Below are 24,353 nucleotides of genomic sequence, written 5' to 3' on the forward strand. Positions count from 1 at the left end.
ACGCCGCGGGCCGATAGCCTGGGGCCATGACTGCGCGCTCCGAGATCCCGTCCGCCCCCGGCTCCACCGCCCTCCGCCCGGACACCGTGCTGGTCGCGGGCGGGCGGCCCGCACCGGAGCACGACGCGCCGGTCGGCCCGTCCATCGTCCTGACCTCCACCTACCGGGGCTCCGGCGGGCTCGACGCCGAGGACCGCACCTACGGGCGCTTCAGCAATCCCACGTGGGAGGACGTCGAGGACGTGCTGGGCCGGCTCGAGCAGGCACAGCTGCCCGGGCTGCTCTACGCCTCGGGGCTGGCCGCCGTCGCGTCGGTGCTCTCGCTCGTCCCGGCGGGCGGGCGCGTGGTGCTGCCCCGGCACAGCTACCAGGGCTCCCTGGCCCTGGCTGCGGACCTCGAGTCCCGTGGGATGCTCACGGTGCGGACCGTGGACGTCGCGGACACCGAGGACGTCGTGGCCGCCCTCGACGACGCCGACCTGCTCTGGCTCGAGAGCCCCACCAACCCCATGCTGGAGGTCGCCGACCTCCCCGCGCTGCTCGCGGCGGCCCGCGCGCGCGGCGTGCTCACGTGCGTGGACAACACGTTCGCCACCCCGCTCCTGCAGCGCCCGCTCGTGCACGGCGCCGACATCGTGGTGCACTCCGTGACCAAGTACCTGGCGGGGCACTCCGACGTCGTCCTGGGGGCCGCCGTCACCTCCGACCCGGCCCTGCGGGCCCGGCTGAAGGGGCACCGTTCCCTGCACGGCGCGATCCCGGGCCCGTTCGAGGCGTGGCTCGCGCTGCGGGGGATGCGCACCCTGGCGGTGCGGGTCGAGCGCTCCGCGGCCACCGCCGGAGAGCTCGCCCGCCGCCTCCAGCGGCACCCGGCCGTGCTCGAGGTCCGCTACCCGGGCCTGCCCGGGGACCCCGGGCACGAGCGCGCCGCCGCGCAGATGGACGGCTTCGGCGCGATCGTGGCGATCGTCCCCGCGGGGGGCGTCGACGCCGTCGAGGCGGCCGTGGACACGCTGCGCGTGTGGACCCCCGCGACCTCGCTCGGCGGGGTGGAGTCGCTCATTGAGCGGCGGCGCCGGCACCACGAGGAGCCGCACAGCGTCCCGGAGACGCTGCTGCGCCTGTCGGTGGGCATCGAGAACGTCGAGGACCTCTGGGAGGACCTCGACCGCGCCCTGTCCGGGATCGACCGGTAGGCTGGGCGGCGTGGACATTCCCTGGGTCTTCTATCTCGTGCGTTTCATCGACATCGCGCTCGCCCTGGTCGTCGCCGGACTGGCCGTGTGGGCCTTCGTGGACTGCCTGACCAAGGCGCCGGTGCAGTTCCAGCGCGCCTTCAAGCGGACCAAGGGCTTCTGGCTCGCGCTCACGGGGGGCTCCCTCGCCTTCACGGTCTTCACACTGCTGCTCCTGCGGCCCAGCCTGTTCATCCTGCTCATCGCGGGCACGGCCGTGGGCGTCTACCTCGCCGACGTCCGCCCGGCCGTGGGCCTGGAGTCCAAGGGCCCCAACAACTGGTGACCGGCGGCCGCGCGGCCCCCGGTCCCGCGACACGGGGCGCCCGCGACGTCCGCTTGTCCCGGGCCGCCGACCGGATGGAAGAATGGCCCCATGGCTACCGAATCAGCACCGCACAAGCTCGTCCTGCTCCGGCACGGACAGTCCGACTGGAACGAGAAGAACCTGTTCACCGGGTGGGTGGACGTGGACCTGACCGAGAAGGGGCGGGAGGAAGCCGTCCGCGGCGGTGAGCTGCTCGTCGAGAAGGGGATCGCCCCGGACGTCCTGCACACCTCGCTCCTGCGCCGGGCGATCACCACCGCCCACCTCGCGCTGGACCGCGCGGACCGGCACTGGATCCCCGTGAAGCGCTCCTGGCGGCTCAACGAGCGCCACTACGGCGCGCTGCAGGGCAAGGACAAGACCCAGATCCGCGACGAGTACGGCGACGAGCAGTTCATGACCTGGCGCCGCTCCTACGACGTCCCGCCGCCCGAGCTGGACGACTCCGACCGGTACTCCCAGGCCGAGGACCCCCGCTACGCGGACGTGGCGGACGCGCCCCGCACGGAGTGCCTCAAGGACGTCCTCGACCGGTTCATGCCGTACTGGGAGCAGGAGATCGTCCCCGACCTGCAGGCCGGGCGGACGGTCATCGTCGCCGCGCACGGCAACTCCCTGCGCGCCCTGGTGAAGCACCTCGACGGCATCTCCGACGAGGACATCGCGGCCTTGAACATCCCCACGGGCATCCCGCTCTACTACGAGCTCGACGAGGACCTGCGCCCGCTCGTGGCCGGCGGCGAGTACCTCGACCCCGAGGCCGCCGCGAGTTCGATCCAGGCGGTCGCCAACCAGGGGAAGAAGTAGTCCCGGCCGGCTTCCGAACACGAGGAAGGGCCGGGTCCACCGTTGCGGTGGACCCGGCCCTTCCTCGTGCCCGGGGGCGGCTCAGCCGGCGCCCGGGCGGGGGCTCACTCGCCCCCGTCGCGGCCCACGTGGCCGTGGCCGGTCGGGCGGTCGGCGCTCGCCGGGACCCAGTCGCCGGTCACCAGGTAGGAGACCTTGCGGGTCACCGAGACCCCGTGGTCCCCGATGCGCTCGAGGTAGCGGGAGCACAGGGTGACGTCCACGGCGGTGGGCACCGACGAGTCCCAGCTCGGCGCGGCGAGCGCGTCGAAGACGGACTGGTGCAGCTTGTTGACCTCGCCCTTGAGCGAGTAGATGTCGTCGGCGAGGGAGAGGTCTCGGGTCTGGAGCACCTGGATGACCCGGTCCAGGATCTGGAGGTCGAGGTCGAACATCCGCGTGAACGTCTCCACGAGCGGCTCGGGGATGACCGGCTCGGGGTAGCGGATGCGCACGGCCTGGGCCAGGTGCCGGGCGAGGTCGCCGGCACGCTCCAGGGAGGCGCTCATCCGGAGCGCGCCCACGATCATCCGCAGGTCCGAGGCCACGGGGCTCTGCAGCGCGAGGATGTCGATCGAGCGCTCGTCGAGGTCGTTCTGCAGGAAGTCGATCCGGGCGTCGTTGGAGATGACCTCCTCGGCGAGCTGGATGTCCGCGTCGAGGAGCGCGTCCTTGGCGCGGGCGAGGGCCTCGCGGACCAGGGTCGCGATCTGGATGAGCTCCTCACCGACCTGGTGGAGTTCTGCCTGGAAAACCTTGCGCACGGAGACGTCCTTTCGAGATGCGGCGGCGTCCGCGGCAGCCGCGGCCGGGGTGCGGCGCGGAGCGGGACGGATGACGTGGGGGCCGGGTGCGAGCACACCCGCCGCCACCGTCACAGCCAGGAGTGAACTTTCGCTCATCTTAGGATGAACGTTCGTTGAACCTGTAGCCCGTGACGCCCGGTGCGGGGTGCCCGTGCCCCCGAGTGCCTAAGCTGGTTCCGTGAGTCCAACTGCCATCGCCGTCGCCGCGGGTCTGCTCGGCTTCGCCCTCGGGGTGAGCGGTCTGATCGCCCTCCGGGTGAGCGGGCGCGGCCGCCGCGCCCGCGCCGACGTCCAGGAGCCCACGCTGCCGGACGGCACCGCGGACGTGCTCGCGGTCATCGGCCGGGCCTACGTGGTGGTGGACGGGGTCGACGGCGTGGTGCGCGCCTCCCCGGCCGCCTACGCCTTCGGACTGGTCCGCGGGCACACCGTGGTGCACGAGCAGATGCTCGAGATGATCCGCCGGGCCCGGCGCAGCGGCGTGATCGAGGAGCGGCGGGTCGAGCTGAACCGCGGACCGTTCCAGACGGGAGCGGTGGTGCTCGACGTCCGGGTGGCCCCCATCGCGGAGGAGTACATCCTGCTGCTCGCCGACGACCAGACGGAGATCGTCCGGGCGCAGTCGATCCGCAACGACTTCGTCGCCAACGTCTCGCACGAGCTGAAGACCCCCGTGGGGGCCATCGGGCTGCTCGCCGAGGCGATCGAGGACGCGGCCGAGGACGAGGAGGCCGTGCGCCGCTTCGCCCAGCGCCTGCACAAGGAGTCCGCCCGGCTGACCGCCCTGGTCCAGGACATCATCGAGCTCTCCCGCCTGCAGGGCGCGGACGTGGTCACCGAGGGCCGGCCCGTGGACCTCAACCAGGTGATCGCCGACGCCGTGGACCGCAACCGGTTCCCGGCCGAGAACAAGGGCATCGAGATCGCGGTGGGCGGGCGCGTCACCCGGCCCGTGTTCGGCGACCCCGACCTGCTCGTCACCGCGCTGCGCAACCTCATCGACAACGCCGTGCACTACTCCCCGGAGGGCACCCGCGTGGGCGTCGGCGTCCGGGAGCGGGACGGGATGGCCCAGATCTCGGTGACCGACCAGGGCCCGGGCATCCCGGAGGACGAGCAGGACCGGATCTTCGAGCGCTTCTACCGCGTGGACGCGGCCCGGTCCCGCCGGACGGGCGGGACCGGGCTGGGCCTGAGCATCGTCAAGCACGTCATGTCGCAGCACGGCGGCGAGGCCACCCTGTGGTCGCAGCCGGGCCGCGGCTCCACGTTCACCCTCAGCATCCCCCAGATCGAGGGCGCCGACGACGCCGGGGGGACCGGGCAGCCGGCTCCCGGCGCGTCCGCCCGACCGGTGCCGCAGCAGGCACCACCCCGCCCAGGAGCATCGACCCCACGGCCCGCCGCTCCCGCGGCGCGCGCCGGGAGCACGGAGGACCGACAGTGACCCGCATCCTGATCGTCGAGGACGAGGAGTCCCTCAGCGACCCGCTCTCCTACCTGCTCGGGAAGGAGGGGTTCGAGGTGGAGGTCGTCGACAACGGCGTGGACGCCGTGGCGGAGTTCGACCGGTCCGGGGCCGATCTGATGCTGCTGGACCTCATGCTCCCGGGACTGTCCGGCACCGAGGTGTGCCGGCAGGTGCGGCAGCGCTCCTCCGTGCCGATCATCATGCTCACGGCCAAGGACGCCGAGATCGACAAGGTGGTGGGGCTCGAGCTCGGCGCCGACGACTACGTCACCAAGCCGTACTCGTCGCGGGAGCTCGTGGCCCGGATCCGCGCGGTCCTGCGCCGGCAGGGGGAGCCCGAGGAGCTCGTCTCGGCGACCGTGCAGGCCGGCCCCGTGCGGATGGACATCGAGCGGCACGTGGTCAGCGTGCACGGCGAGCGGGTGGCCATGCCGCTCAAGGAGTTCGAGCTGCTGGAGATGCTGCTGCGCAACGCCGGGCGCGTGCTGACCCGCGGGCAGCTCATCGACCGGGTCTGGGGCTCGGACTACGTGGGCGACACCAAGACCCTCGACGTCCACGTCAAGCGGCTGCGCGCCAAGATCGAGCCCGACCCCTCCGCCCCGCGGCACCTGGTGACGGTGCGCGGCCTGGGCTACAAGTTCGAGGGCTGAGCCGGCGGCGCCGCAGACGGAGGAATCCGGAGACGGAAGGGCCCGGAACCCCGTGGGGGTTCCGGGCCCTTCGCCCGAGCGCGCGTGCCGGTGGGAGCCGTCAGTGGCCGCTCTCCTGGCCCACCATCTCCTCGACGGGCACGGGCGTGTTGGAGGGGTTCGCAGGGGTGGTCGGCGCGCCGCCGGGGACGAACTCGGCGTAGCGCTCGAAGGTGTGGTCCAGGACCGGGACCCGCTCGGTGAGGGACTCGCCGCCGGCGGTGAACTCGGTCTCGACCATGAGCCCGGGGTCCGCGCCGGCGCGGTCCACGAGGACCGGCTCGGCCTGGTCGAGCTCCACGGAGCCGCCGGCCGGGATCTGCACCTCGGCGGTGGCGCCGTCGACGTCCATCGTCAGTGTGACGTCCTCCTGACCGCGGTTGCTGAGGGTGCCCAGCACGCGGCCCTCCTCCTCGGCGCCGGTGGCCACGATCAGCACGTTGGCCAGCTTGACGTCGCCGACCTGCTCCACGATCCCGTCCGCGGCCGAGTACACCATGGTCGTGGCCGGGGGATTGATGTAGGCGCATCCGGCAGTGGTCAGCAGGGCGGCCGCGGCGGCGGCACTCAGGCCTGCGCGGCGCAGCTTCTGGCGGGCGGCGATCTTCACGGCGCGTACTCCTCGGGAGCTCAGGACGATGTCCCGTTCAGCTTATCCGTTTGCCGACGGATCGTCCGCATCGCGGGGCCCCCGGTGCCCCGCCCGTCCCGGATCGGCGAATCCTACACCGTGTTAGAATGGACGTTCTGAAAGGGGTATTTCCATATGGTTTTTGAGGTTGGCGAGACGGTTGTCTACCCGCACCACGGCGCGGCGACCATCGAGGAGATCAAGACCCGCACCGTCAAGGGCGAAGAGAAGATGTATCTCAAGCTCAAGGTGACCCAGGGGGATCTGGTGATCGAGGTACCCGCGGAGAATGTCGACCTGGTGGGCGTGCGCGACGTCGTCGACGAGGACGGGCTCAAGAAGGTCATCTCGGTCCTGCAGGCGAAGGACACCGAGGAGGCCAGCAACTGGTCCCGGCGCTACAAGGCCAACCTCGAGAAGCTCGCCTCGGGCGACGTGCTCAAGGTCGCGGAGGTCGTGCGCGACCTCTGGCGCCGCGACCGCGACCGCGGTCTCTCGGCGGGGGAGAAGCGGATGCTGACGAAGGCCCGCCAGATCCTCACCTCCGAGCTGGCGCTCGCCAAGAAGATCGACGAGGAAGAGGCCGAGAAGCGCCTCGACGACATCCTGGCGTCCTGACCGGCCCGTGACCGGGAACGCACCACGGCCCACGACGGCGAACCCGCCCTCCTCGGAGGGCGGGTTCGCCGTCGTGGTCGTGGCGGCGGGCTCCGGCACGCGGCTCGGGCACGGCATCCCCAAGGCCCTGGTGGCCCTCGACGGCCGGCCGCTGCTGGAGCACGCGCTGCGGGGCATCCGGGGCGCCGGGCTGACCGGCCCCGTGCTGGTGACCGTCCCCGCCGGGGACCGCGAGCTCTCCGCGACCGCCCGGGCGCACGGCGCGCGGCCCGTGACAGGCGGCGCCTCCCGCGCGGAGTCGGTGCGGGAGGCGCTGAGCGAGCTCGCGCGGTCCGAGACCGCCTGCACCGCCGTGCTCGTCCACGACGCCGCGCGCTGCCTCACCCCGCCCGAGGTCTTCCGCACCGTCGTGGACCGGTTGCGCGCCGGGGCGCGCGCCGTGGTCCCCGTGCTGCCCGTGGCGGACACGATGCGCCGGGTCGACGACGCCGGCCGGTCGCTCGGTACCGTGGACCGCACGGTGCTGCGCGCGGTGCAGACCCCGCAGGGCTTCGACCTCGCCCTGCTCCGGGCGGTGAACCGCGCCGCCGCGGACGCCGGGACGGACCCGGAGTCCGTCACCGACGACGCCTCCCTCGTGGAGGCCCACGCCCCGGGGACCACCGTGCTGACCGTGCCCGGCCACGAGCACGCCTTCAAGATCACCCGCCCGCTCGACCTGGTCCTGGCCGAGGCCGTCCTGCGCGGCCGCGCACCGGGCGCGGCAGCGGTGCCCGTCACCGCCGGCACTCCCGCGGCCGCCGCTCCGATGCCCGGCCTTCCCGACCCCGACCGTCCCGGCCCCGACCGTCCCGGCCCCGAGGAGCGCTGACCCGTGATCCTGCCCCGCACCGGCATCGCCGTCGACGTCCACGCCTTCGGACCCGAGGGCACCCCGCTGTGGGTCGCGGGGCTCGAATGGCCGGGGCAGCGCGGTCTCGCCGGACACTCGGACGGGGACGTCGTGGCCCACGCCGCGGCCGACGCCCTGTTCTCGGCCTCGGGCACGGGGGACCTGGGCACCCACTTCGGCGTGGACCGCCCCGAGCTGAAGGGCGCGTCCGGGACGCTGATCCTCGCCGAGGCGGCCCGGATCGTGCGGGCGGCCGGCTTCGAGATCGGCAACGTGGCCGTGCAGCTGATCGGGAACCGGCCGCGGTTCGCGCCGCGGCGGGCCGAGGCGGAGGCGGTCCTCACCGCCGCGGCCGGCGCGCCCGTCACGGTCAGCGCCACGACCTCCGACGGCCTCGGGCTCACGGGCCGCGGCGAGGGCCTCGCGGCCGTGGCCACCGCGCTGGTCGTCCCCGCGGACGCGCGGGGAGCCTGACCGGCGCGCCACCGCCCGCCCTTATGATGGGCCGTGTGACTCTGCGCTTCTACGACACCGCCACCGCGACCGTGCGGGACTTCGAGCCCGCCCACCCCGGCGAGGCGCGTCTGTACTACTGCGGCGCCACCGTCCAGGGCATGCCGCACATCGGCCACGTCCGCTCGGCCCTGGTCTTCGACCAGCTCGCCCGGTGGCTCGCCCACCGCGGCTACCGGGTCACCACCGTGCGCAACGTCACCGACATCGACGACAAGATCCTCGCGAACTCGGCCGCGTCCTTCGCCCCCGACTACGACGGCGACCACCCCCGCGAGCCCTGGTGGGCGCTCGCCTACCGGTTCGAGCAGGCGTTCAACGCCGCCTACGCCGCCATCGGCGTCGACCGGCCCACCTACGAGCCGCGCGCCACCGGCCACGTCCCCGAGATGCACGCGCTGATCCGCGCCCTGGTCGACGCCGGACACGCCTACCCGGCGCCGGACGGCTCCGGGGACGTCTACTTCGACGTCCGCTCCTGGGCGCGCTACGGCGAGCTCACCCACCAGTCGGTCGACGACATGCAGGACGCCCCCGACGCCGACCCCCGCGGCAAGCGGGACCCCCGCGACTTCGCCCTGTGGAAGGGGCACAAAGCGGGCGAGCCCGAGACCGCCCGGTGGGACTCGCCCTGGGGCGCCGGCCGGCCCGGCTGGCACCTCGAGTGCTCCGCCATGGCCGCGAAGTACCTCGGCGAGCACTTCGACATCCACGGCGGCGGCCTGGACCTGCGCTTCCCCCACCACGAGAACGAGCTCGCCCAGTCGACGGCGGCCGGGCAGCGGTTCGCGACCCTCTGGCTGCACAACGGACTGGTCACCTACGCCGGCGAGAAGATGTCCAAGTCGATCGGCAACACCGTCTCCCCGGCGGACATGCTCGCCGAGGCCCGGCCGCTGGCCGTGCGCTACTACCTCGGCCAGGCCCACTACCGGTCCGTGCTGGACTACCGGCCCACCTCTCTCGTCGAGGCCACGGCCGCGGTCGAGCGCGTGGAGTCCTTCCTGCGGGCGGCCCGGGACGCCGGCGCCGACCTCGAGGGGACGGCCGGGGACGTGCCGCAGGCCTTCGGGGACGCCATGGACGACGACCTCAACGTGCCCCAGGCGCTCGCCGTCCTGCACGACACCGTCCGCGCCGGCAACTCCGCGCTCGCCGACGGCCCGGACGCCGCCGCGCCCGCCCGCGCGGTGCGCGCCATGACCGACGTCCTCGGCCTGACCGGGCTCATGGACCTCGGGGACGCCGGGGGCAACGCGGCCGAGCACACGGCCCTCGACGCCCTCGTGCGCTCGCTGCTGGCCCAGCGCGACCAGGCCCGCGCCGCCAAGGACTGGGCCCGGGCCGACGCCCTCCGGGACGAGCTCGCCGCGGCCGGCGTCGCGGTGCGCGACGCCGCCGGCGGCTCCACCTGGTCCGTGGCCTGACCGGCCCGCCCCACCACCCACGACCGAACAGAGGAACCCATGCCAGCCCCCAAGCGTCCCGGCGCGATCCGCAAGAACAAGAAGGGCCCCCTGGTCGGCACCGGCGGCCACGGCCGCAAGGCCCTCGAGGGCCGGGGCCCCACCCCCAAGGCCGAGGACCGCCCGTACCACAAGGCGCACAAGCTGAAGAAGGCCGCCGAGCGCCGGCAGAGCCCGGGCGGTCGCTCCCCGGCCCGGACCCGCGGCAAGGTCCAGGAGGACCTCGTCACCGGGCGGAACTCCGTGGTCGAGGCGCTGCGCGCGGACATCCCCGCCAAGGCCCTGTACGCGGCGAGCAAGATCGACGTCGACGACCGCGTGCGCGAGATCCTGCAGCTCTGCGCCGAGCGGGGGATCACGATCCTCGAGGCCTCCAAGGGCGAGCTCGACCGGCTCACCAGCGACGCCGTGCACCAGGGCGTGGCCCTGCAGGTGCCGGCCTACGAGTACCAGGACGCCGTGGAGGCCGCCCGGAAGTTCATGACCCAGTGGGAGAAACGGCACATCCGCCGCCCGCCGCTGATGGTCGCCCTCGACGGGATCACCGACCCCCGCAACCTCGGTGCCATCATCCGCAGCGTCTCCGCGTTCTCGGGCAACGCCGTGATCGTGCCCGAGCGCCGGTCCGTGGGCGTCACGGCCTCCGCCTGGAAGACCAGCGCCGGTGCCGCGGCCCGGGTGCCCGTCACGAAGGCGGCCAACCTCAACCGCACGCTCGAGGAGCTCAAGGCCATGGGCTACTTCGTGGTCGGCCTCGACGGGGGAGGCGACGTCGAGCTGCCCGGGCTCGAACTGGCCACCGAGCCGCTCGTCATCGTGGTCGGCTCGGAGGGCAAGGGCCTGTCCCGGCTGGTCACCGAGAACTGCGACCAGGTCGTCTCCATCCCCATCGACTCCACGATGGAGTCGCTCAACGCCTCGATGGCCGTGGGCATCACCCTGTACGAGGTGTCGCGACGCCGTGCTGGTTCCTGAGCCCCGGCGGCAGGACACCGGTCGGCCGTACGTCTCCCACCCCTACCCCCTCGGGGTCCACCCCTCGCCGGAGCGCGACGGCAGCGCGAACGTGGCGGTCTACGCCCCGGGGATCCCCGACCTGGACATCGTTCTCCGGCTGCCCGGCGGGCGCTGGCAGCGCCGACGGCTCACCGGCCGCACCGGCGGCGTGCACCACGGGACGATCCCGCCGGCCGAGCAGCAGCGGCTCTCGGAGACGGGCTTCGACTACCTGCGGCACCGGGACGAGACCCCCGCCCTGCCCGCCGGCACGGAGTACGGCTTCGTGCCCGCCGACTCGCCGGTCGCCTCCCGGCACCGCTCCCCGGACCCGGCGGACCAGCAGATCCTGCTCGACCCCTACGGCAAGGGTCTGCGCCGCGTCGCCCCGCCGCCCGGGGTCGCCGACCCCGGGCCCGACGCCTACGGGGGCCGCTACGTGTCCGTGGTCGTCCAGCAGGACTTCGACTGGGACGAGGACCGCCGTCCCGCCACCCCGTGGAGAGACACCGTCGTCTACGAGGCGCACGTCAAGGGTCTGACCGCCCTGCACCCGGACGTCCCGGAGCACCTCCGGGGCACGTACGCGGGGCTCGCGCACCCCGCGATGACCGAGTACCTCACGTCCCTGGGCGTCACGGCCGTCGAGCTCCTGCCCGTGCACGCCCACCTGGACGAGCCCCACCTCACGTCGCTCGGGCTGAGCAACTACTGGGGCTACAACACGCTGGGCTTCTTCGCCCCGCACGCCGGCTACGCGACCGAGGCCGCCCGCGCCCGGGGGCCGCAGGGCGTGCTCGACGAGTTCAAGGCCATGGTCCGGGAGCTGCACCGCGCCGGGCTCGAGGTCTACCTCGACGTCGTCTACAACCACACGGCGGAGGCCGGCCAGGAGGAGCCCGCCTACTGCTGGCGGGGACTCGGCGACGAGGCCTACTACCGCCACGGCGAGGACGGCCGCTACGTGGACGTCACGGGGTGCGGCAACTCCGTGAACTTCGGCAACCCGCGGGTGGTGCAGATGGCGCTCGACTCCCTGCGCTACTGGGTGGAGCGCTGCCACGTGGACGGCTTCCGCTTCGACCTCGCCCCCGAGCTGGCCCGGGACGAGCGCCACCGCTTCACCCGCAACCACCCCTTCCTCGTGGCCGTCGGCGCCGATCCCGCCCTGTTCGGGACGAAGCTCATCGCCGAGCCCTGGGACGTGGGCATGGGCGGATGGCAGACCGGTCACTTCCCCGAGGGGTGGGCCGACTGGAACGACCGCTTCCGGGACACCGTCCGCGACTTCTGGCTCACCGGCCCGCGCAGCATGAGCCTGGGCGGGGACGGCGGCAACGCCGCACGGCTCGCCGGGGCGCTCGCGGGCTCCTCGGACATGTTCGCCGCGTCCGGGCGCAGCGCCCTGGCGTCCCTGAACTTCGTGACCGCCCACGACGGCTTCACCCTGGCGGACCTCGTCTCCTACGACAATAAGCACAACCAGGACAACCTGGAGAAGAACCGGGACGGGACCAACGACAACCACTCGTGGAACCACGGGGTGGAGGGCCCGGCGCGCGACGTCCGGATCCGGGCCGACCGGGCCCAGACCGCGCGCAACGTCATGGCCACCCTGCTGTTCTCCCAGGGCGTGCCCATGATCACGGCCGGGGACGAGTTCGGCCGCACCCAGCGCGGCAACAACAACGCCTACTGCCAGGACAACGAGCTGTCCTGGGTGGACTGGCGGCTCACCCCGGCGGACCGCGCCATGCTCGCGGCCACCCGTTCCCTGGTGAGCGTGCGGGGGGAGTTCCTGGCGGGGCAGCCGTCCCACTTCCCGACCCGCCCCGACGAGGTGATGATGCACTGGTTCGGCCCCGACGGGTCGGCCATGACCGCCACCGGCTGGCAGACCCCCGGGGCCCGGACCATCCAGGTGCTGATCGGGTCCCGCGGTGGTCGGGTGGCGGGGCTCATGGTCGTCAACGGCGCGAGCGCCGACATGGCGATCACCTTCCCGGACGTCGCGGACCTCCTGCGCCCGGGCGAGGACGGGCACCCCCTCGAGAAGGCCGACGGCGTCTACTCCCTGGTGCACAGCACGGCCTCCGTGCTGCACGGGCGCTACGGCACGCGCTACCGGGCGGGCCAGGCGCAGGGCGTTCCCGCCGGCTCGGTGACCCTCTTCCGGGTGCTCTGAGCTTCCGGGTGCGCTGAGCCGCGGCGGCCCACGCACCGGAGGGGCCGCACCCGTGACCCACGGGTGCGGCCCCTCCTGTGCCGCGCGCGGTGCCGCGCCGGCTCAGGCGTTGGTCACCAGGCCCAGCTCCGCCTTGTCGGCGAGCTCGGGGTGGGCGGGCAGCACCCGCACGGTGTAGCCGAACGGGCCCGAGCGGTCCACGGTGATGCTCCCGCAGAACTTGTGCCGGCCGCCGCCCAGGTCGTCCACGGGGCTCAGGCCCGCGTACTTGCGCTCGTGGATGTGGTCCGTCTCCGAGACCCGGCCGTACCCGATCTCCGCGCACACGTCGTCGGGGCTCAGGGAGCCGAGCGAGAGGTACGCGCACACCGTGAGCTCGTCGCCGATCTGCGGCTCCTGGGCCACGCCCTCGGCGTCCACGTGCTCGACCGCCACCTGGCCCCACCCCTGGCGCACGCGCCCGACCCACCGGGACTTCGCCCGGGCGGCCGCGTGGCCGTCCAGCGCGGCCCGGCGGCCGGAGACCGCGGCCGGGACGTAGAGGTGCCGCACGTAGTCCTCGAGCATGCGCTTGGCGGAGACCTGCGGGCCCAGCGTCGCCAGGGTGTGCTTGACCATGGCCAGCCACTGGTGCGGCACGCCGTCGGCGTTCGGGTCCGAGCCCTCCGCCGTCTCGCCGTAGAACCGCGGGGCCACGTGGTTCTCGATGAGCTCGTAGAGAGCGGCGGCCTCGATGTCGTCGCGCTCGTCCGGGTGCGCGCCCTCGTCGGCGGTCGGGATGGCCCAGCCGTTCTGCCCGTCGTACATCTCGTCCCACCAGCCGTCGAGCACCGAGAGGTTCAGTCCGCCGTTGAGGGCGGCCTTCATCCCGGACGTGCCGCACGCCTCGAGCGGGCGCAGCGGGTTGTTCAGCCACACGTCGCAGCCCGGGAAGAGGGTCCGGGCCATCGCAATGTCGTAGTTGGGGAGGAACACGATCCGGTGGCGCACCTCCGGGTCGTCCGTGAAGCGCACGAGGTCCTGGATCAGGCGCTTGCCCTGCTCGTCGGCCGGGTGCGACTTCCCGGCGACCACGAGCTGCACGGGGTGCTCCGGGTCCAGCAGGATCCGCTTGAGCCGCTGCGGGTCCCGCAACATGAGCGTGAGCCGCTTGTAGGTGGGCACCCGGCGGGCGAAGCCGATCGTGAGCACGCCGGGGTCGAGGACCGTGTCGGTCCAGCCCAGCTCGGCGTCGGCGAGACCGCGCTTCTTCCACGACGCCCGCAGCCGCGCCCGGACGTCCTCCACCAGCCGGGTGCGCAGCTCCCGGCGGACGGACCACAGCTCGGCGTCGTCGACGCCGTAGATCCGGCGCCACCGCGCGGCCCGGTTCAGGTCGGAGCCCATCGGGTCGAGGGCCAGTTCCGCCATGCGCGGGTCGATCCACGTCATCACGTGCACGCCGTTGGTGATCGAGCCGATCGGCACCTCGTCGACGTCGAAGCCCGGCCACAGCCCCTGGAACATGCCCCGGGAGACCACACCGTGCAGCTTGGCCACCCCGTTGGCGCGCTGGGCCAGGCGCAGGCCCATGACCGCCATGTTGAACTTGGCGGGGTCGCCGCCGTCGTAGTCCTCGGCGCCCAGGGACAGGACCTTGGCCGTGGGCACGGACGGGGCGAGACCCGCGTTGAGGAAGTGCTCGATCTGCGCCCGTTCGAACCGGTCGATGCCCGCGGGCACCGGGGTGTGGGTCGTGAACACGGTGGCCGAGCGCACCGCGGTCAGGGCCTCGTCCCACGTCATCGGCTCGGTCCCGTCCGCCGGGTCCATGAGCTCCGCGATCCGCTCGACGCCCAGGAACCCGGCGTGGCCCTCGTTGCAGTGGAAGACCTCCGGGGCGGGCGCCCCGGTCAGCCGGGAGAAGGCCCGCAGCGCCCGGATCCCGCCCATCCCGAGGAGCAGCTCCTGCTGGAGCCGGTGGTCGCCGCCGCCGCCGTAGAGGCGGTCCGTGATGTTGCGGGCGTGGTCGTCGTTGTCCGGGATGTCGGAGTCGAGCAGCAGCAGCGGGACGCGGCCGACGTCGGCCCGCCAGACGTGGGCGGACAGGGAACGGCCGTTGGGCAGCGGCAGGGTGATGCGGACCGGGCTCCCGTCCTCCTCCCGCAGCAGCGCCAGCGGCATGCCGTCCGGGTCGAGCACGGGGTAGGACTCCTGCTGCCACGCGTCGCGGGACAGGGACTGCTTGAAGTAGCCGTGCTGGTAGAACAGGCCGACCCCCACCACCGGCACGCCGAGGTCCGAGGCGCTCTTGAGGTGGTCGCCGGCGAGGATTCCCAGCCCGCCCGAGTACTGGGGGAGCACGGAGGTGACACCGTACTCGGCGGAGAAGTAGGCGATGGCCCTCGGGGCGTCCTCCGTCTGGGTCCTCTGGTACCACAGGTCGTCGGTGAGGTAGCGCTCGAGGTCGGCGTCCAGCTCCTCGATCCGGCGCACCGTGGCCGGGTCCTGGGCGATCTGCTGGATCTCCTCGCGGGTGAGGGAGCCGAGGAGCTTGACGGGATCCCCGTGGACCGCGTCCCAGGCCTGCGGGTTCAGCTCGGCGAACAGCTGTTCGGTGGGCCGGTGCCAGGACCAGCGGAGGTTCCTCGCAAGTCGGCTCAGAGGGGCGATGGACTCCGGCAGCACGGTGCGCACGGTGAATCTACGGATTGCCTTCACGCCGTCAGACTACCGGTGCCGCGGCGCCGGAGGGCGGCGCCACGGCCCACCCGTCCCCCGGCGCGCCGGGCCGCCCCACCGGCGCCGCGACACCGTCCCACGGTTCGACAGCGGGCTTAACGATCGCCGGGTTTGTCGCTAACGTGGTCCAGGTGAGCCAAGCCAACACGCCGCCCCCGTCCGACCCGGCCTCGAGCCCGGCCGGCGCGCCCGCCCCCGACCCCTCGACGACACCCGCCCTTCCCGCCGCCGGGACCGGTGCCCCCGAGGCGCCGGTCGAGCAGCCCGCGAAGAAGGCGCCTGCCCGGCGCCGAGCGTCCACCGCCCGGAAGGCCCCGGACGCGGAGGCCCCGACGCCCGTGGCCGACGAGCCCGGCATCGCCGTCGTCCCCGCGGCGGAGCCCAAGCCGCGTGCCAAGCGGACCTCGACGACCAGGACCGCCGCCCCGAAGGCGCCCGCGGCCGCCAAGGCTCCGGCCGCCAAGGCCGGCACCACGAGGACGGCCACCGCCAGGAAGACCACCACGCCCCGGAAGGCGACGACCACCCGCCGGAAGGCCGCCGGCTCGGCGTTCTCCCGCGAGGACCTGGTCTACGGCCGGATCCCGATCACCGGTGTGAGCCCCGTGGTCGAGGACGGGCGCTTCCCGGCCAAGGCTGTGCCGGGCGAGTCGGTCCGGGTGGGCGCCACCGTGTTCCGCGAGGGCCACGACGCCCTGGGCGTGACCGCGGTGCTGTACGACCCGCAGGGCGCGGAGGCCGAGCGCGTGCCGATGCGCCTCACCATTCCCGGCACCGACCGCTACGAGGCGTGGCTCACGCCGACCGCCGAGGGCGCCTGGACCTTCGCCGTCGAGGGCTGGGGCGACCTGTTCGAGACGTGGCGCCACGCCGCCGAGATCAAGGTGGGCGTCGGCCAGGACGTCGACCTCATGATGGCCGAGGGCGTCGTGCTCTTCGACCGTGCCGCCGCGGAGCCGGGCCGCCCGGACTCCGACGCCGAGCTGTTCCGCTCGGTCTCGCGCACGCTCGGCAACGGCGAGCTGCCCGCCGAGCACCGGCTCGAGGCCGGCACCTCCGCCGAGGTCCTGGCCGTGGTCGCCGAGCGGCCGGTGCGCGACCTCGTGACCGAGAGCCGCCGCTGTCCGCTGAAGGTCGAGCGCGCCGCCGCCGGCCGCGGGTCCTGGTACGAGTTCTTCCCCCGCTCCGAGGGCGCCGTCTTCGACGCCGAGTCCGGCACCTGGGCCTCCGGCACCTTCCGGACCGCCGCGGAGCGCCTCGAGGCCGTCGCCGGCATGGGCTTCGACGTCATCTACCTGCCCCCGATCCACCCGATCGGCCACGCCCACCGCAAGGGCCCCAACAACACGCTGGTGGCCGGTCCGCAGGACCCGGGGTCCCCGTGGGCCATCGGCGCCCCCGAGGGCGGGCACGACGCGATCCACCCCGACCTCGGCTCGTTCGAGGACTTCGACGGATTCGTGGCCCGCGCCGCGGACCTCGGCCTCGAGGTGGCCCTGGACCTCGCCCTGCAGGCCTCCCCGGACCACCCGTGGGTCACGGCGCACCCGGAGTGGTTCACGACCCGTGCCGACGGCTCCATCGCGTACGCGGAGAACCCGCCGAAGAAGTACCAGGACATCTACCCGATCAACTTCGACAACGACCCCGAGGGCCTGTCCCTCGAGGTGCTGCGGATCGTGGAGCTGTGGATCTCCCACGGGGTGAAGATCTTCCGGGTCGACAACCCGCACACCAAGCCCCTGTGGTTCTGGGAGTGGCTGATCGGCACCGTCAATGCCAAACACCCCGACGTCGTGTTCCTGGCCGAGGCGTTCACCCGCCCCGCCATGATGCAGGGCCTCGCCCGGGTCGGCTTCCAGCAGTCCTACTCGTACTTCACCTGGCGCAACACCAAGAAGGAGATCGAGGAGTACCTGGAGGAGATCAGCCACGAGACCTCGGCGGTGTACCGGCCGAACTTCTTCGTGAACACCCCCGACATCCTCACCGAGTACCTACAGTTCGGCGGTCCCGCGGCCTTCAAGATCCGTGCCGTCCTGGCCGCCACCGGCTCGCCCCTCTGGGGCGTCTACGCCGGCTACGAGCTGTACGAGCACGTGGCGCGGGCGGGTGCCGAGGAGTACGTCGACAACGAGAAGTACCAGTACCGGCCCCGCGACTTCGCCGGCGCGGAGGAGCGCGGCGAGTCCCTGGCCCCGTACCTCACGCGGCTCAACGAGATCCGGCGCCGGCACGCCTCCCTGGGCGACCTGCAGAACCTGACGGTGCAGTCCACGTCCGACGACGCCCTGGTCGCCTACTCGAAGACGAAGACCGTCCGGCACGGGGGCTCGAGCTACAAGGACACGGTCATCGTGGTCGTCAACGTGGACCCGCACGCGGTCCGCGAGGGCACCGTGTGGCTGGACCTGGAGTCCCTGGACCTGGACGACGCGGACTTCAACGAGGACGGCAGCTTCTGGGTGGACGACCTGCTCAGCGGGCACTCGTGGAAGTGGGGCACGCACAACTACGTGCGCCTGGACCCGCACTACGACCCCGCGCACGTCCTGCACGTCCGCCGCAACGTGAAGTAGGGGCTCGACCGCTCCCCGTCGGGGCCCTCCCGGGCGACATCCCCGGGAGGGCCCCTCCTCAGCACCGATGGCCTCCGACCCACCTGTCCGAAAGGCGGCACCCCCGCATGAGCATCTCGCCGTACTCGCTCAACGCCCCCGGCATCTCCCACGACCCCGACTGGTTCCGCAAAGCGGTGTTCTACGAGGTGCTCGTCCGGGCGTTCTCCGACGCCAACGGTGACGGCTCGGGCGACTTCTCCGGCCTGATCGACAAGCTCGACTACCTGCAGTGGCTGGGCATCGACTGCCTCTGGCTGCCGCCGTTCTTCGAGTCCCCGCTGCGCGACGGCGGCTACGACATCTCGGACTACTACTCCGTGCTCGACGAGTTCGGCACGATCAGCGATTTCAAGCGCCTCGTGGCCGAGGCGCACGCCCGCGGCCTGCGGGTCATCATCGACCTCCCGCTCAACCACACGAGCGACCAGCACCCGTGGTTCCAGGCCTCCCGCGAGGACCCCGAGGGGCCCTATGGCGACTTCTACGTCTGGTCCGACACGGACGAGCTGTACCAGGACGCCCGGATCATCTTCGTGGACACCGAGGAGTCGAACTGGACGTTCGACCCGATCCGCCGCCAGTTCTTCTGGCACCGGTTCTTCTCCCACCAGCCGGACCTCAACTTCGAGAACCCCGCCGTGGTGGAGGCCGTCCACGACGTGGTGAAGTTCTGGCTCGACATGGGCATCGACGGCTTCCGGGCCGACGCGATCCCGTACCTGATCGAGGAGGAGGGGACCAACTGCGAGAACCTCCCCGGCACCCACGACTTCCTGGTCGACCTGCGGCGCATGATCGACGACCAGTACCCGGGGCGCGTGGTGGTCGCCGAGGCGAACCAGATGCCGCACGAGGTGGTGGAGTACTTCGGCAGCGAGGAGAGCCCCGAGTGCCACATGTGCTTCCACTTCCCGATCATGCCGCGGATCTTCTACGCGCTGCGGGACCAGAAGGCCGGCCCGATCGTGGAGACCATGCGCGAGACCCCGGACATCCCGCGCGGCACCCAGTGGGGCACGTTCCTGCGCAACCACGACGAGCTGACCCTCGAGATGGTGACCACCGAGGAGCGCCAGGCGATGCTCGGCTGGTACGCCCCTGACTCCCGCATGCGCGCCAACGTGGGCATCCGCCGCCGGCTGGCCCCCCTGCTGGACAACTCGCGGGCCGAGATCGAGCTGATCCACGCCCTGCTCCTGTCCCTGCCGGGCAGCCCGTTCCTGTACTACGGGGACGAGATCGGGATGGGCGACAACATCTGGCTCGACGACCGCGACGCGTCCCGCACCCCGATGCAGTGGACCCCGGACCGCAACGCCGGGTTCTCCAAGGCGGACCCGGGCAAGCTGTACCTGCCGGTCGTGCAGTCGCTGGTCTACCACTACAACCAGGTCAACGTGGAGGCGCAGCTGGCGTCGTCGTCGTCCCTGCTGCACTGGATGCGCCAGATGCTCGCGGTGCGCAAGGCGCACCCGGCCTTCGGCCTCGGCACCTACGTCAACGTGGAGACGGACCACGACTCCGTGCTCGCGTTCCTGCGCGTGCTCCCCGACGACGAGACCGACGACGGGCGCGGCGAGACCGTGCTGTGCCTGTTCAACCTCGCCCACACCCCCGCCTTCGCGCGGATCCGGATGCCGCAGTTCGCGGGCCGCGGGCTGCGCGAGCTCTTCGGCGGCGACCTGTTCGGGGAGGTGGACGAGGCCGGGGAGTACCGCATCACCCTGGGCAGCCAGGACTTCTTCTGGCTGCGTCTGCGGGCGGCCGCCCGCGACGACGGCTCGGCCCCGCAGACCACGGCCATGCCGATCATCACCGCGACCAAGTCCTGAGCGCGTCCGCGCGTCCGGCCACCTCCACGCCCGTCCCGGAAGGACCCGATCCCATGACCGACCAGCACCCCGACGAGCTCCTCGACCTCCTGCGCCGGTGGCTGCCGCGGCAGCGGTGGTTCCCGTTCGCCGACGGGGGTGCGGGCGTGGAACTGCGGGTCGTCGCCCAGCTGGCCCTGCCGGACCAGGAGGGCGCCGGCGCCCGGATCCTCCTGGTGGAGGCCTCCGAGGGGGCGCGCACCGAGCTCCTCCAGGTGCCGCTGAGCTTCCGCGCCGCGCCCCTCGAGGGCGCCGAGCGCTTCCTCGTCGGGGAGCTGGCGCCGGCCGCGGCCGAGGAGGCCGGGACAGGCGTCCCGCCGGAGGAGAACGCCACACCGCGCCGGGCCGCGCGCTTCCTCCGGGACCGGGCGGCCCGCGCCGGCCGCGCCGTGGCCCACCGCACCGGGCTGCCGCTGCCCGGCGCGGAGGACGCCGTGGCCGGCCCCTGGGTCTACGACGGGGTCGGGGACCCGGCGTTCGTCGGGCCGGTCCTCGGGCTCATGCAGAGCGCGGCATCCGTCGGCTCCGGCCCCCTCGGGATGACCGTGACCGGTGCGCACGGCGACGTGCTGCGCGTCCCCTACGCGGTCGAGACGTCCGAGCAGGTCCGTGTGATCTCGAGCGAGCAGTCGAACTCCTCGGTGATCCTCACCCCGCCCGCGGGCCGGGCGGACGCCGACGCCGTGATCGTGAAGTTCTTCCGGGTGCTGGGGGAGGGCGACAACCCCGACGTCGAGGTGGGCCGCGAGCTCACCGCGCTCGGCTGCCCCGCGGTGCCGAGCACCTTCGGGTGGCTCGACGCCCGCTGGCGCACCGGTCTGAGCGCCGTGCAGGGCCAGCTGGCCGTGGCCACCGAGTTCCTCGCCGGCTCCGCCGACGCGTGGGGACGGGCCGTCGAGGCCGCCGAGCAGGGCGCGGACTTCTCCGAGGAGGCCCGGGAACTGGGCCGCACGACGGCGCGCGTGCACCGCGACCTGGGCCGCGCGTTCGGCGCGGAGGCCCCCGACGACGACGCCCGCGCCCGCCTCCTGAACGACCTCGGAGGGCGCCTGCGCTGGGCCCGCACCGAGACCGGCTCCCTGTTCTCGGAGCACGCAGCCGCCCTCGACCAGCTGATCACGTCCCTCGACGACGTGCCGGAGCTGCCCCCGCTGCAGCGCATCCACGGCGACTACCACCTGGGGCAGGTCCTGCAGACCGAGGACGGGCAGTTCAAGGTCCTGGACTTCGAGGGGGAGCCCCTGCGCGCCATCGAGGAGCGCACCCGCCCGGACGTCGCCCTGCGCGACGTGGTCGGCATGCTGCGCTCCTTCGACTACGCCGCCGCCTTCGGGGCCCGTGCCGGCGCGGAGGACGCCGAGGAGTGGGGCCGTCGCGCCGGCGACGCCTTCCTGGCGGGCTACGAGCAGGGCGCGGGGCACGCGGTGGACCGCGGTTCCCCCCTGTTCCTGGCGCTGTGGCTGGACAAGGCCCTGTACGAGGTCGTCTACGAGCAGCGCAACCGCCCCGACTGGGTGGACGTCCCGGCCGCGGCGGTTCGCCGTTCACTGGAGAGCCTCCGGTCGCGTAGCGTGAACCCTGATACCGCCGGTGCGGACCCCGCGCCCGGCACCGACCACGACGACGACAGCTCCCGGTCCGCGCGGCACATCCCGGCGGCAGCGGGAACGGAAATCGAGGACGCAGTGAGCCCCAGCACTCCGCAGGACCGATCCGACCCCGTCCAGACGTCCCGCGCCGTCCCGGCCGGGCACGACGTAGCACCCGCGGGGGCGGTGCCCGTGGCCGAGCACGTGCTGGCGGCGGTGTCCGAGGGCCGTCACCACGACCCGCACGGCGTCCTGGGCGCCCACCTCAACCCGGACGGCAGCGTCACCGTGCGCACGCTGCGCCGGTTCGCGACGGCCGTGGCCGTCGTGACGCAGGACGGCACCTTCGAGCTCGAGCACGAGTGGGGCGGCATCTTCACGGGCGTGGTCCCGGCGCACGAACCGGGGCGGATCCCCGACTACCGCGTGGACGTCACCTACCGGGACCTGGAGCCGCAGCGCCTGGACGACCCGTACCGCTTCGGGCCGACTCTCGGCGAGCTGGACCTCCACCTCATCGGCGAGGGCCGCCACGAGACGCTGTGGACCGTCCTCGGTGCGCACGTGCGCCGCTACCCCTCGGCGATGGGCGACATCACCGGGGTGGCGTTCGCCGTGTGGGCGCCCAACGCCCAGGCGGTGCGGGTCATCGGCGACTTCAACGGCTGGGACGGCAGCGAGCACGCCATGCGCTCCCTCGGCTCCTCGGGCGTGTGGGAGATCTTCGTCCCGGGCCTGGGCTCCGGCGCCACCTACAAGTTCCGCATCCTCGGCCGGGACGGCGGCTGGCGCGAGAAGGCGGACCCCATGGCCTTCGGCACCGAGGTGCCGCCGTCCACCGCGTCCCGCGTCTTCGAGTCCGACTACGAGTTCCAGGACGACGACTGGATGGCGCGCCGCGCGGCGACCGATCCGCACAACGCGCCCATGAGCGTCTACGAGCTGCACATCGGCTCGTGGCGCAAGGGCCTCGGCTACAAGGACCTCGCGAAGGAGCTCGTGGAGTACCTCACCTGGCAGGGCTTCACCCACGTGGAGTTCATGCCCGTGGCGGAGCACCCGTTCGGCGGGTCCTGGGGCTACCAGGTGACGTCCTACTACGCGCCGTCCTCCCGCTTCGGCAGCCCGGACGAGTTCCGCTACCTCGTGGACAAGCTGCACCAGGCCGGCATCGGCGTGATCGTGGACTGGGTGCCGGGCCACTTCCCGAAGGACGAGTGGGCGCTGGCCCGCTTCGACGGGGAGCCCCTGTACGAGCACGCCGACCCCCGCCGGGGCGAGCACAAGGACTGGGGGACACTGATCCCCGACTACGGCCGCAACGAGGTCCGGAACTTCCTGGTGGCCAACGCCTCCTACTGGCTCGAGGAGTTCCACGTGGACGGCCTGCGCGTGGACGCGGTCGCCTCCATGCTCTACCTCGACTACTCGCGCAACGAGGGGGAGTGGGAGCCCAACGTCTTCGGCGGCCGCGAGAACCTCGAGGCGATCGCGTTCCTCAAGGAGGCCAACGCCACCGCGTACAAGCGCACCCCGGGGGTCGTCATGATCGCCGAGGAGTCGACGTCCTACCCGGGCGTGACCCGGCCGACCGACGCCGACGGGCTGGGCTTCGGGCTCAAGTGGAACATGGGGTGGATGAACGACACCCTCGAGTACATGGCTGAGGACCCGGTCAACCGGTACTACCACCACAACAAGCTCACGTTCTCGCTGGTCTACGCGTTCTCGGAGAACTTCCTGCTCCCGATCTCCCACGACGAGGTCGTCTACGGCAAGGGCTCCCTGCTGCGCAAGATGCCGGGCGACCGGTGGCAGCAGCTCGCCAACGTCCGCGCCTACCTGGCGTTCATGTGGGCCCACCCCGGCAAGCAGCTGATCTTCATGGGCACGGAGTACGCCCAGGAGTCGGAGTGGTCCCAGGAGCACGGCCTGGACTGGTGGCTCTCCGAGACCCCGCCGCACAAGGGCGTCCAGGAGCTGGTGCGCACCCTCAACGGGATCTACCGCGAGACCCCCGCGCTGTACGAGCGGGACAACAACCCCGCCGGCTTCGAGTGGATCGACGCGGCCGACGCCGGGCGCAACACCCTTTCCTTCACCCGCTGGGACGAGCAGGGCAACCCGCTCGTGTGCGTGGCGAACTTCGCCGGCAACCCGCACGAGAACTTCCGGCTGGGTCTGCCGTGGGCGGGGGAGTGGGTCGAGGCGCTCAACACGGACTCCGAGCTCTTCGGCGGTTCCGGCGTGGGCAACCTCGGCAAGGTCACCGCCAAGGAGGGCGCCCACAACGGCAACCCCGCCTCGGTCGAGCTGACCGTCCCGCCGCTGGCGGTCCTGTACCTCAAGCCGGCCGAGCACTGATCCGGCCCCGGTCGCGCCCGCGAGGTGTCGACCGGAGTCGCGGGAAGGGCCCGGATCCTCGGATCCGGGCCCTTCCGCCGTCCCCGGCACCGGCGCGGGATGCCCGGGAGACCCCTCGACGGGCGGCGGCAGCGGGGTCCCGGAGGCCGGTTTGCACGGGCCGCGGAATCGGAGTAACTTCTTCCAAGTCGTCGCGGCGAGGAACTCCTCCGGGAGAGCCACGGGACGGCATCCCACACCGGACGGTCCGCACCGAGCAACCAACGAGTTGCACGGAGTTGGAAGGGTGTTAGGGTGGGAGATTGTGAGCTTCGCCGGAAGGCGGCGCCGTCACGATCAGGTAACCAAGAGTTCACCTGAGATTGACCGGGGCCGACCGGAAGGGCTAAGGTTGCAGAGCACTCCGGCAGCAAGGTGTCAAGCGAGACACGCTGATCGGTCTGTTGTTTGAGAACTCAATAGTGTGCCATGTTTGTTGATACCGGATGTTTTATTCGGTTGATTGGTT

General features: G+C 72.5%; 17 protein-coding genes. 14 read left to right on the top strand and 3 right to left on the bottom strand.

What is annotated here, in order from left to right; genetic code table 11:
* Positions 1–26 precede the first annotated feature (26 nt).
* The 3 genes from ACFYE3_RS13595 (at position 27) to ACFYE3_RS13605 (ending at position 2,370) form a co-directional block, all read left to right on the top strand.
* On the top strand, positions 27–1,196 hold the full coding sequence (locus ACFYE3_RS13595; RefSeq protein WP_387610004.1) for a trans-sulfuration enzyme family protein: 1,170 nt from the start codon (positions 27–29) through the stop codon (positions 1,194–1,196).
* Positions 1,197–1,206: 10 nt separating this feature from the next.
* The gene (locus ACFYE3_RS13600; protein WP_368832613.1) at positions 1,207–1,521 is read left to right on the top strand and encodes a DUF2516 family protein; all 315 of its coding nucleotides are present in this window, start codon (positions 1,207–1,209) and stop codon (positions 1,519–1,521) included.
* Between the two features lie 90 nt (positions 1,522–1,611).
* Entirely contained in the window at positions 1,612–2,370 is a 759-nt protein-coding gene (locus tag ACFYE3_RS13605; protein ID WP_387610006.1) for a phosphoglyceromutase, read from the top strand.
* A 104-nt stretch (positions 2,371–2,474) separates the two neighbouring features.
* On the opposite strand, the gene phoU is transcribed toward ACFYE3_RS13605, so the two are convergent.
* Positions 2,475–3,173 (bottom strand): phosphate signaling complex protein PhoU, encoded by a 699-nt coding sequence (gene phoU / locus ACFYE3_RS13610; RefSeq protein ID WP_387610008.1) that lies wholly within the window; start codon positions 3,171–3,173, stop codon positions 2,475–2,477.
* Between the two features lie 220 nt (positions 3,174–3,393).
* Between phoU and ACFYE3_RS13615 the strand changes: the two genes are divergently transcribed.
* Together ACFYE3_RS13615 and ACFYE3_RS13620 are read left to right on the top strand one after the other, a co-directional pair.
* Positions 3,394–4,662 carry a sensor histidine kinase gene (locus ACFYE3_RS13615; RefSeq protein ID WP_387610010.1) on the top strand — a complete coding sequence of 423 codons (1,269 nt, stop codon included), beginning with the start codon at positions 3,394–3,396 and terminating at the stop codon, positions 4,660–4,662.
* Positions 4,659–5,339: a response regulator transcription factor gene (locus ACFYE3_RS13620; RefSeq protein WP_035926161.1), complete on the top strand. Its 681-nt coding sequence runs from the start codon at positions 4,659–4,661 to the stop codon at positions 5,337–5,339. The genes ACFYE3_RS13615 and ACFYE3_RS13620 overlap by 4 nt, the downstream gene beginning before the upstream one ends.
* Positions 5,340–5,439: 100 nt before the next feature.
* On the opposite strand, the gene ACFYE3_RS13625 is transcribed toward ACFYE3_RS13620, so the two are convergent.
* Positions 5,440–5,988, bottom strand: a complete 549-nt coding sequence (locus ACFYE3_RS13625; RefSeq protein WP_387610012.1) for a hypothetical protein — start codon at positions 5,986–5,988, stop codon at positions 5,440–5,442.
* A 156-nt stretch (positions 5,989–6,144) separates the two neighbouring features.
* Between ACFYE3_RS13625 and ACFYE3_RS13630 the strand changes: the two genes are divergently transcribed.
* The 6 genes from ACFYE3_RS13630 to glgX are packed head-to-tail and all read left to right on the top strand — an operon-like array spanning position 6,145 to position 12,679.
* A complete protein-coding gene (locus tag ACFYE3_RS13630; protein WP_017831963.1) occupies positions 6,145–6,627 on the top strand; it encodes a CarD family transcriptional regulator in 483 nt (160 codons plus the stop codon).
* A gap of 7 nt (positions 6,628–6,634) precedes the next feature.
* The gene (gene ispD / locus ACFYE3_RS13635; protein ID WP_387610014.1) at positions 6,635–7,498 is read left to right on the top strand and encodes a 2-C-methyl-D-erythritol 4-phosphate cytidylyltransferase; all 864 of its coding nucleotides are present in this window, start codon (positions 6,635–6,637) and stop codon (positions 7,496–7,498) included.
* Between the two features lie 3 nt (positions 7,499–7,501).
* Positions 7,502–7,993, top strand: a complete 492-nt coding sequence (ispF, locus tag ACFYE3_RS13640) for a 2-C-methyl-D-erythritol 2,4-cyclodiphosphate synthase (RefSeq protein WP_387610016.1) — start codon at positions 7,502–7,504, stop codon at positions 7,991–7,993.
* A gap of 35 nt (positions 7,994–8,028) precedes the next feature.
* Entirely contained in the window at positions 8,029–9,459 is a 1,431-nt protein-coding gene (gene cysS, locus ACFYE3_RS13645) for a cysteine--tRNA ligase (RefSeq protein WP_387610018.1), read from the top strand.
* A 39-nt stretch (positions 9,460–9,498) separates the two neighbouring features.
* On the top strand, positions 9,499–10,473 hold the full coding sequence (gene rlmB, locus ACFYE3_RS13650; protein ID WP_387610019.1) for a 23S rRNA (guanosine(2251)-2'-O)-methyltransferase RlmB: 975 nt from the start codon (positions 9,499–9,501) through the stop codon (positions 10,471–10,473).
* Positions 10,460–12,679 carry a glycogen debranching protein GlgX gene (gene glgX, locus ACFYE3_RS13655; protein ID WP_387610021.1) on the top strand — a complete coding sequence of 740 codons (2,220 nt, stop codon included), beginning with the start codon at positions 10,460–10,462 and terminating at the stop codon, positions 12,677–12,679. Before rlmB ends, glgX begins: the two co-directional genes overlap by 14 nt.
* Positions 12,680–12,781: 102 nt before the next feature.
* Here glgX and glgP read toward each other — a convergent pair whose 3' ends face one another.
* The gene (glgP, locus tag ACFYE3_RS13660) at positions 12,782–15,379 is read right to left on the bottom strand and encodes an alpha-glucan family phosphorylase (RefSeq protein WP_387610022.1); all 2,598 of its coding nucleotides are present in this window, start codon (positions 15,377–15,379) and stop codon (positions 12,782–12,784) included.
* 143 nt (positions 15,380–15,522) lie between these two features.
* Here glgP and ACFYE3_RS13665 point away from each other — a divergent pair, with 143 nt between their 5' ends.
* The 3 genes from ACFYE3_RS13665 (at position 15,523) to glgB (ending at position 23,845) form a co-directional block, all read left to right on the top strand.
* Entirely contained in the window at positions 15,523–17,979 is a 2,457-nt protein-coding gene (locus tag ACFYE3_RS13665; RefSeq protein ID WP_387610024.1) for an alpha-1,4-glucan--maltose-1-phosphate maltosyltransferase, read from the top strand.
* 107 nt (positions 17,980–18,086) lie between these two features.
* Positions 18,087–19,853 (top strand): maltose alpha-D-glucosyltransferase, encoded by a 1,767-nt coding sequence (gene treS / locus ACFYE3_RS13670; RefSeq protein ID WP_387610026.1) that lies wholly within the window; start codon positions 18,087–18,089, stop codon positions 19,851–19,853.
* A gap of 53 nt (positions 19,854–19,906) precedes the next feature.
* A complete protein-coding gene (glgB, locus tag ACFYE3_RS13675; protein WP_387610028.1) occupies positions 19,907–23,845 on the top strand; it encodes a 1,4-alpha-glucan branching protein GlgB in 3,939 nt (1,312 codons plus the stop codon).
* Positions 23,846–24,353 lie beyond the last annotated feature (508 nt).

This window comes from Kocuria arenosa, assembly GCF_042879215.1.
GTDB classification, from domain to species: domain Bacteria; phylum Actinomycetota; class Actinomycetes; order Actinomycetales; family Micrococcaceae; genus Kocuria; species Kocuria arenosa.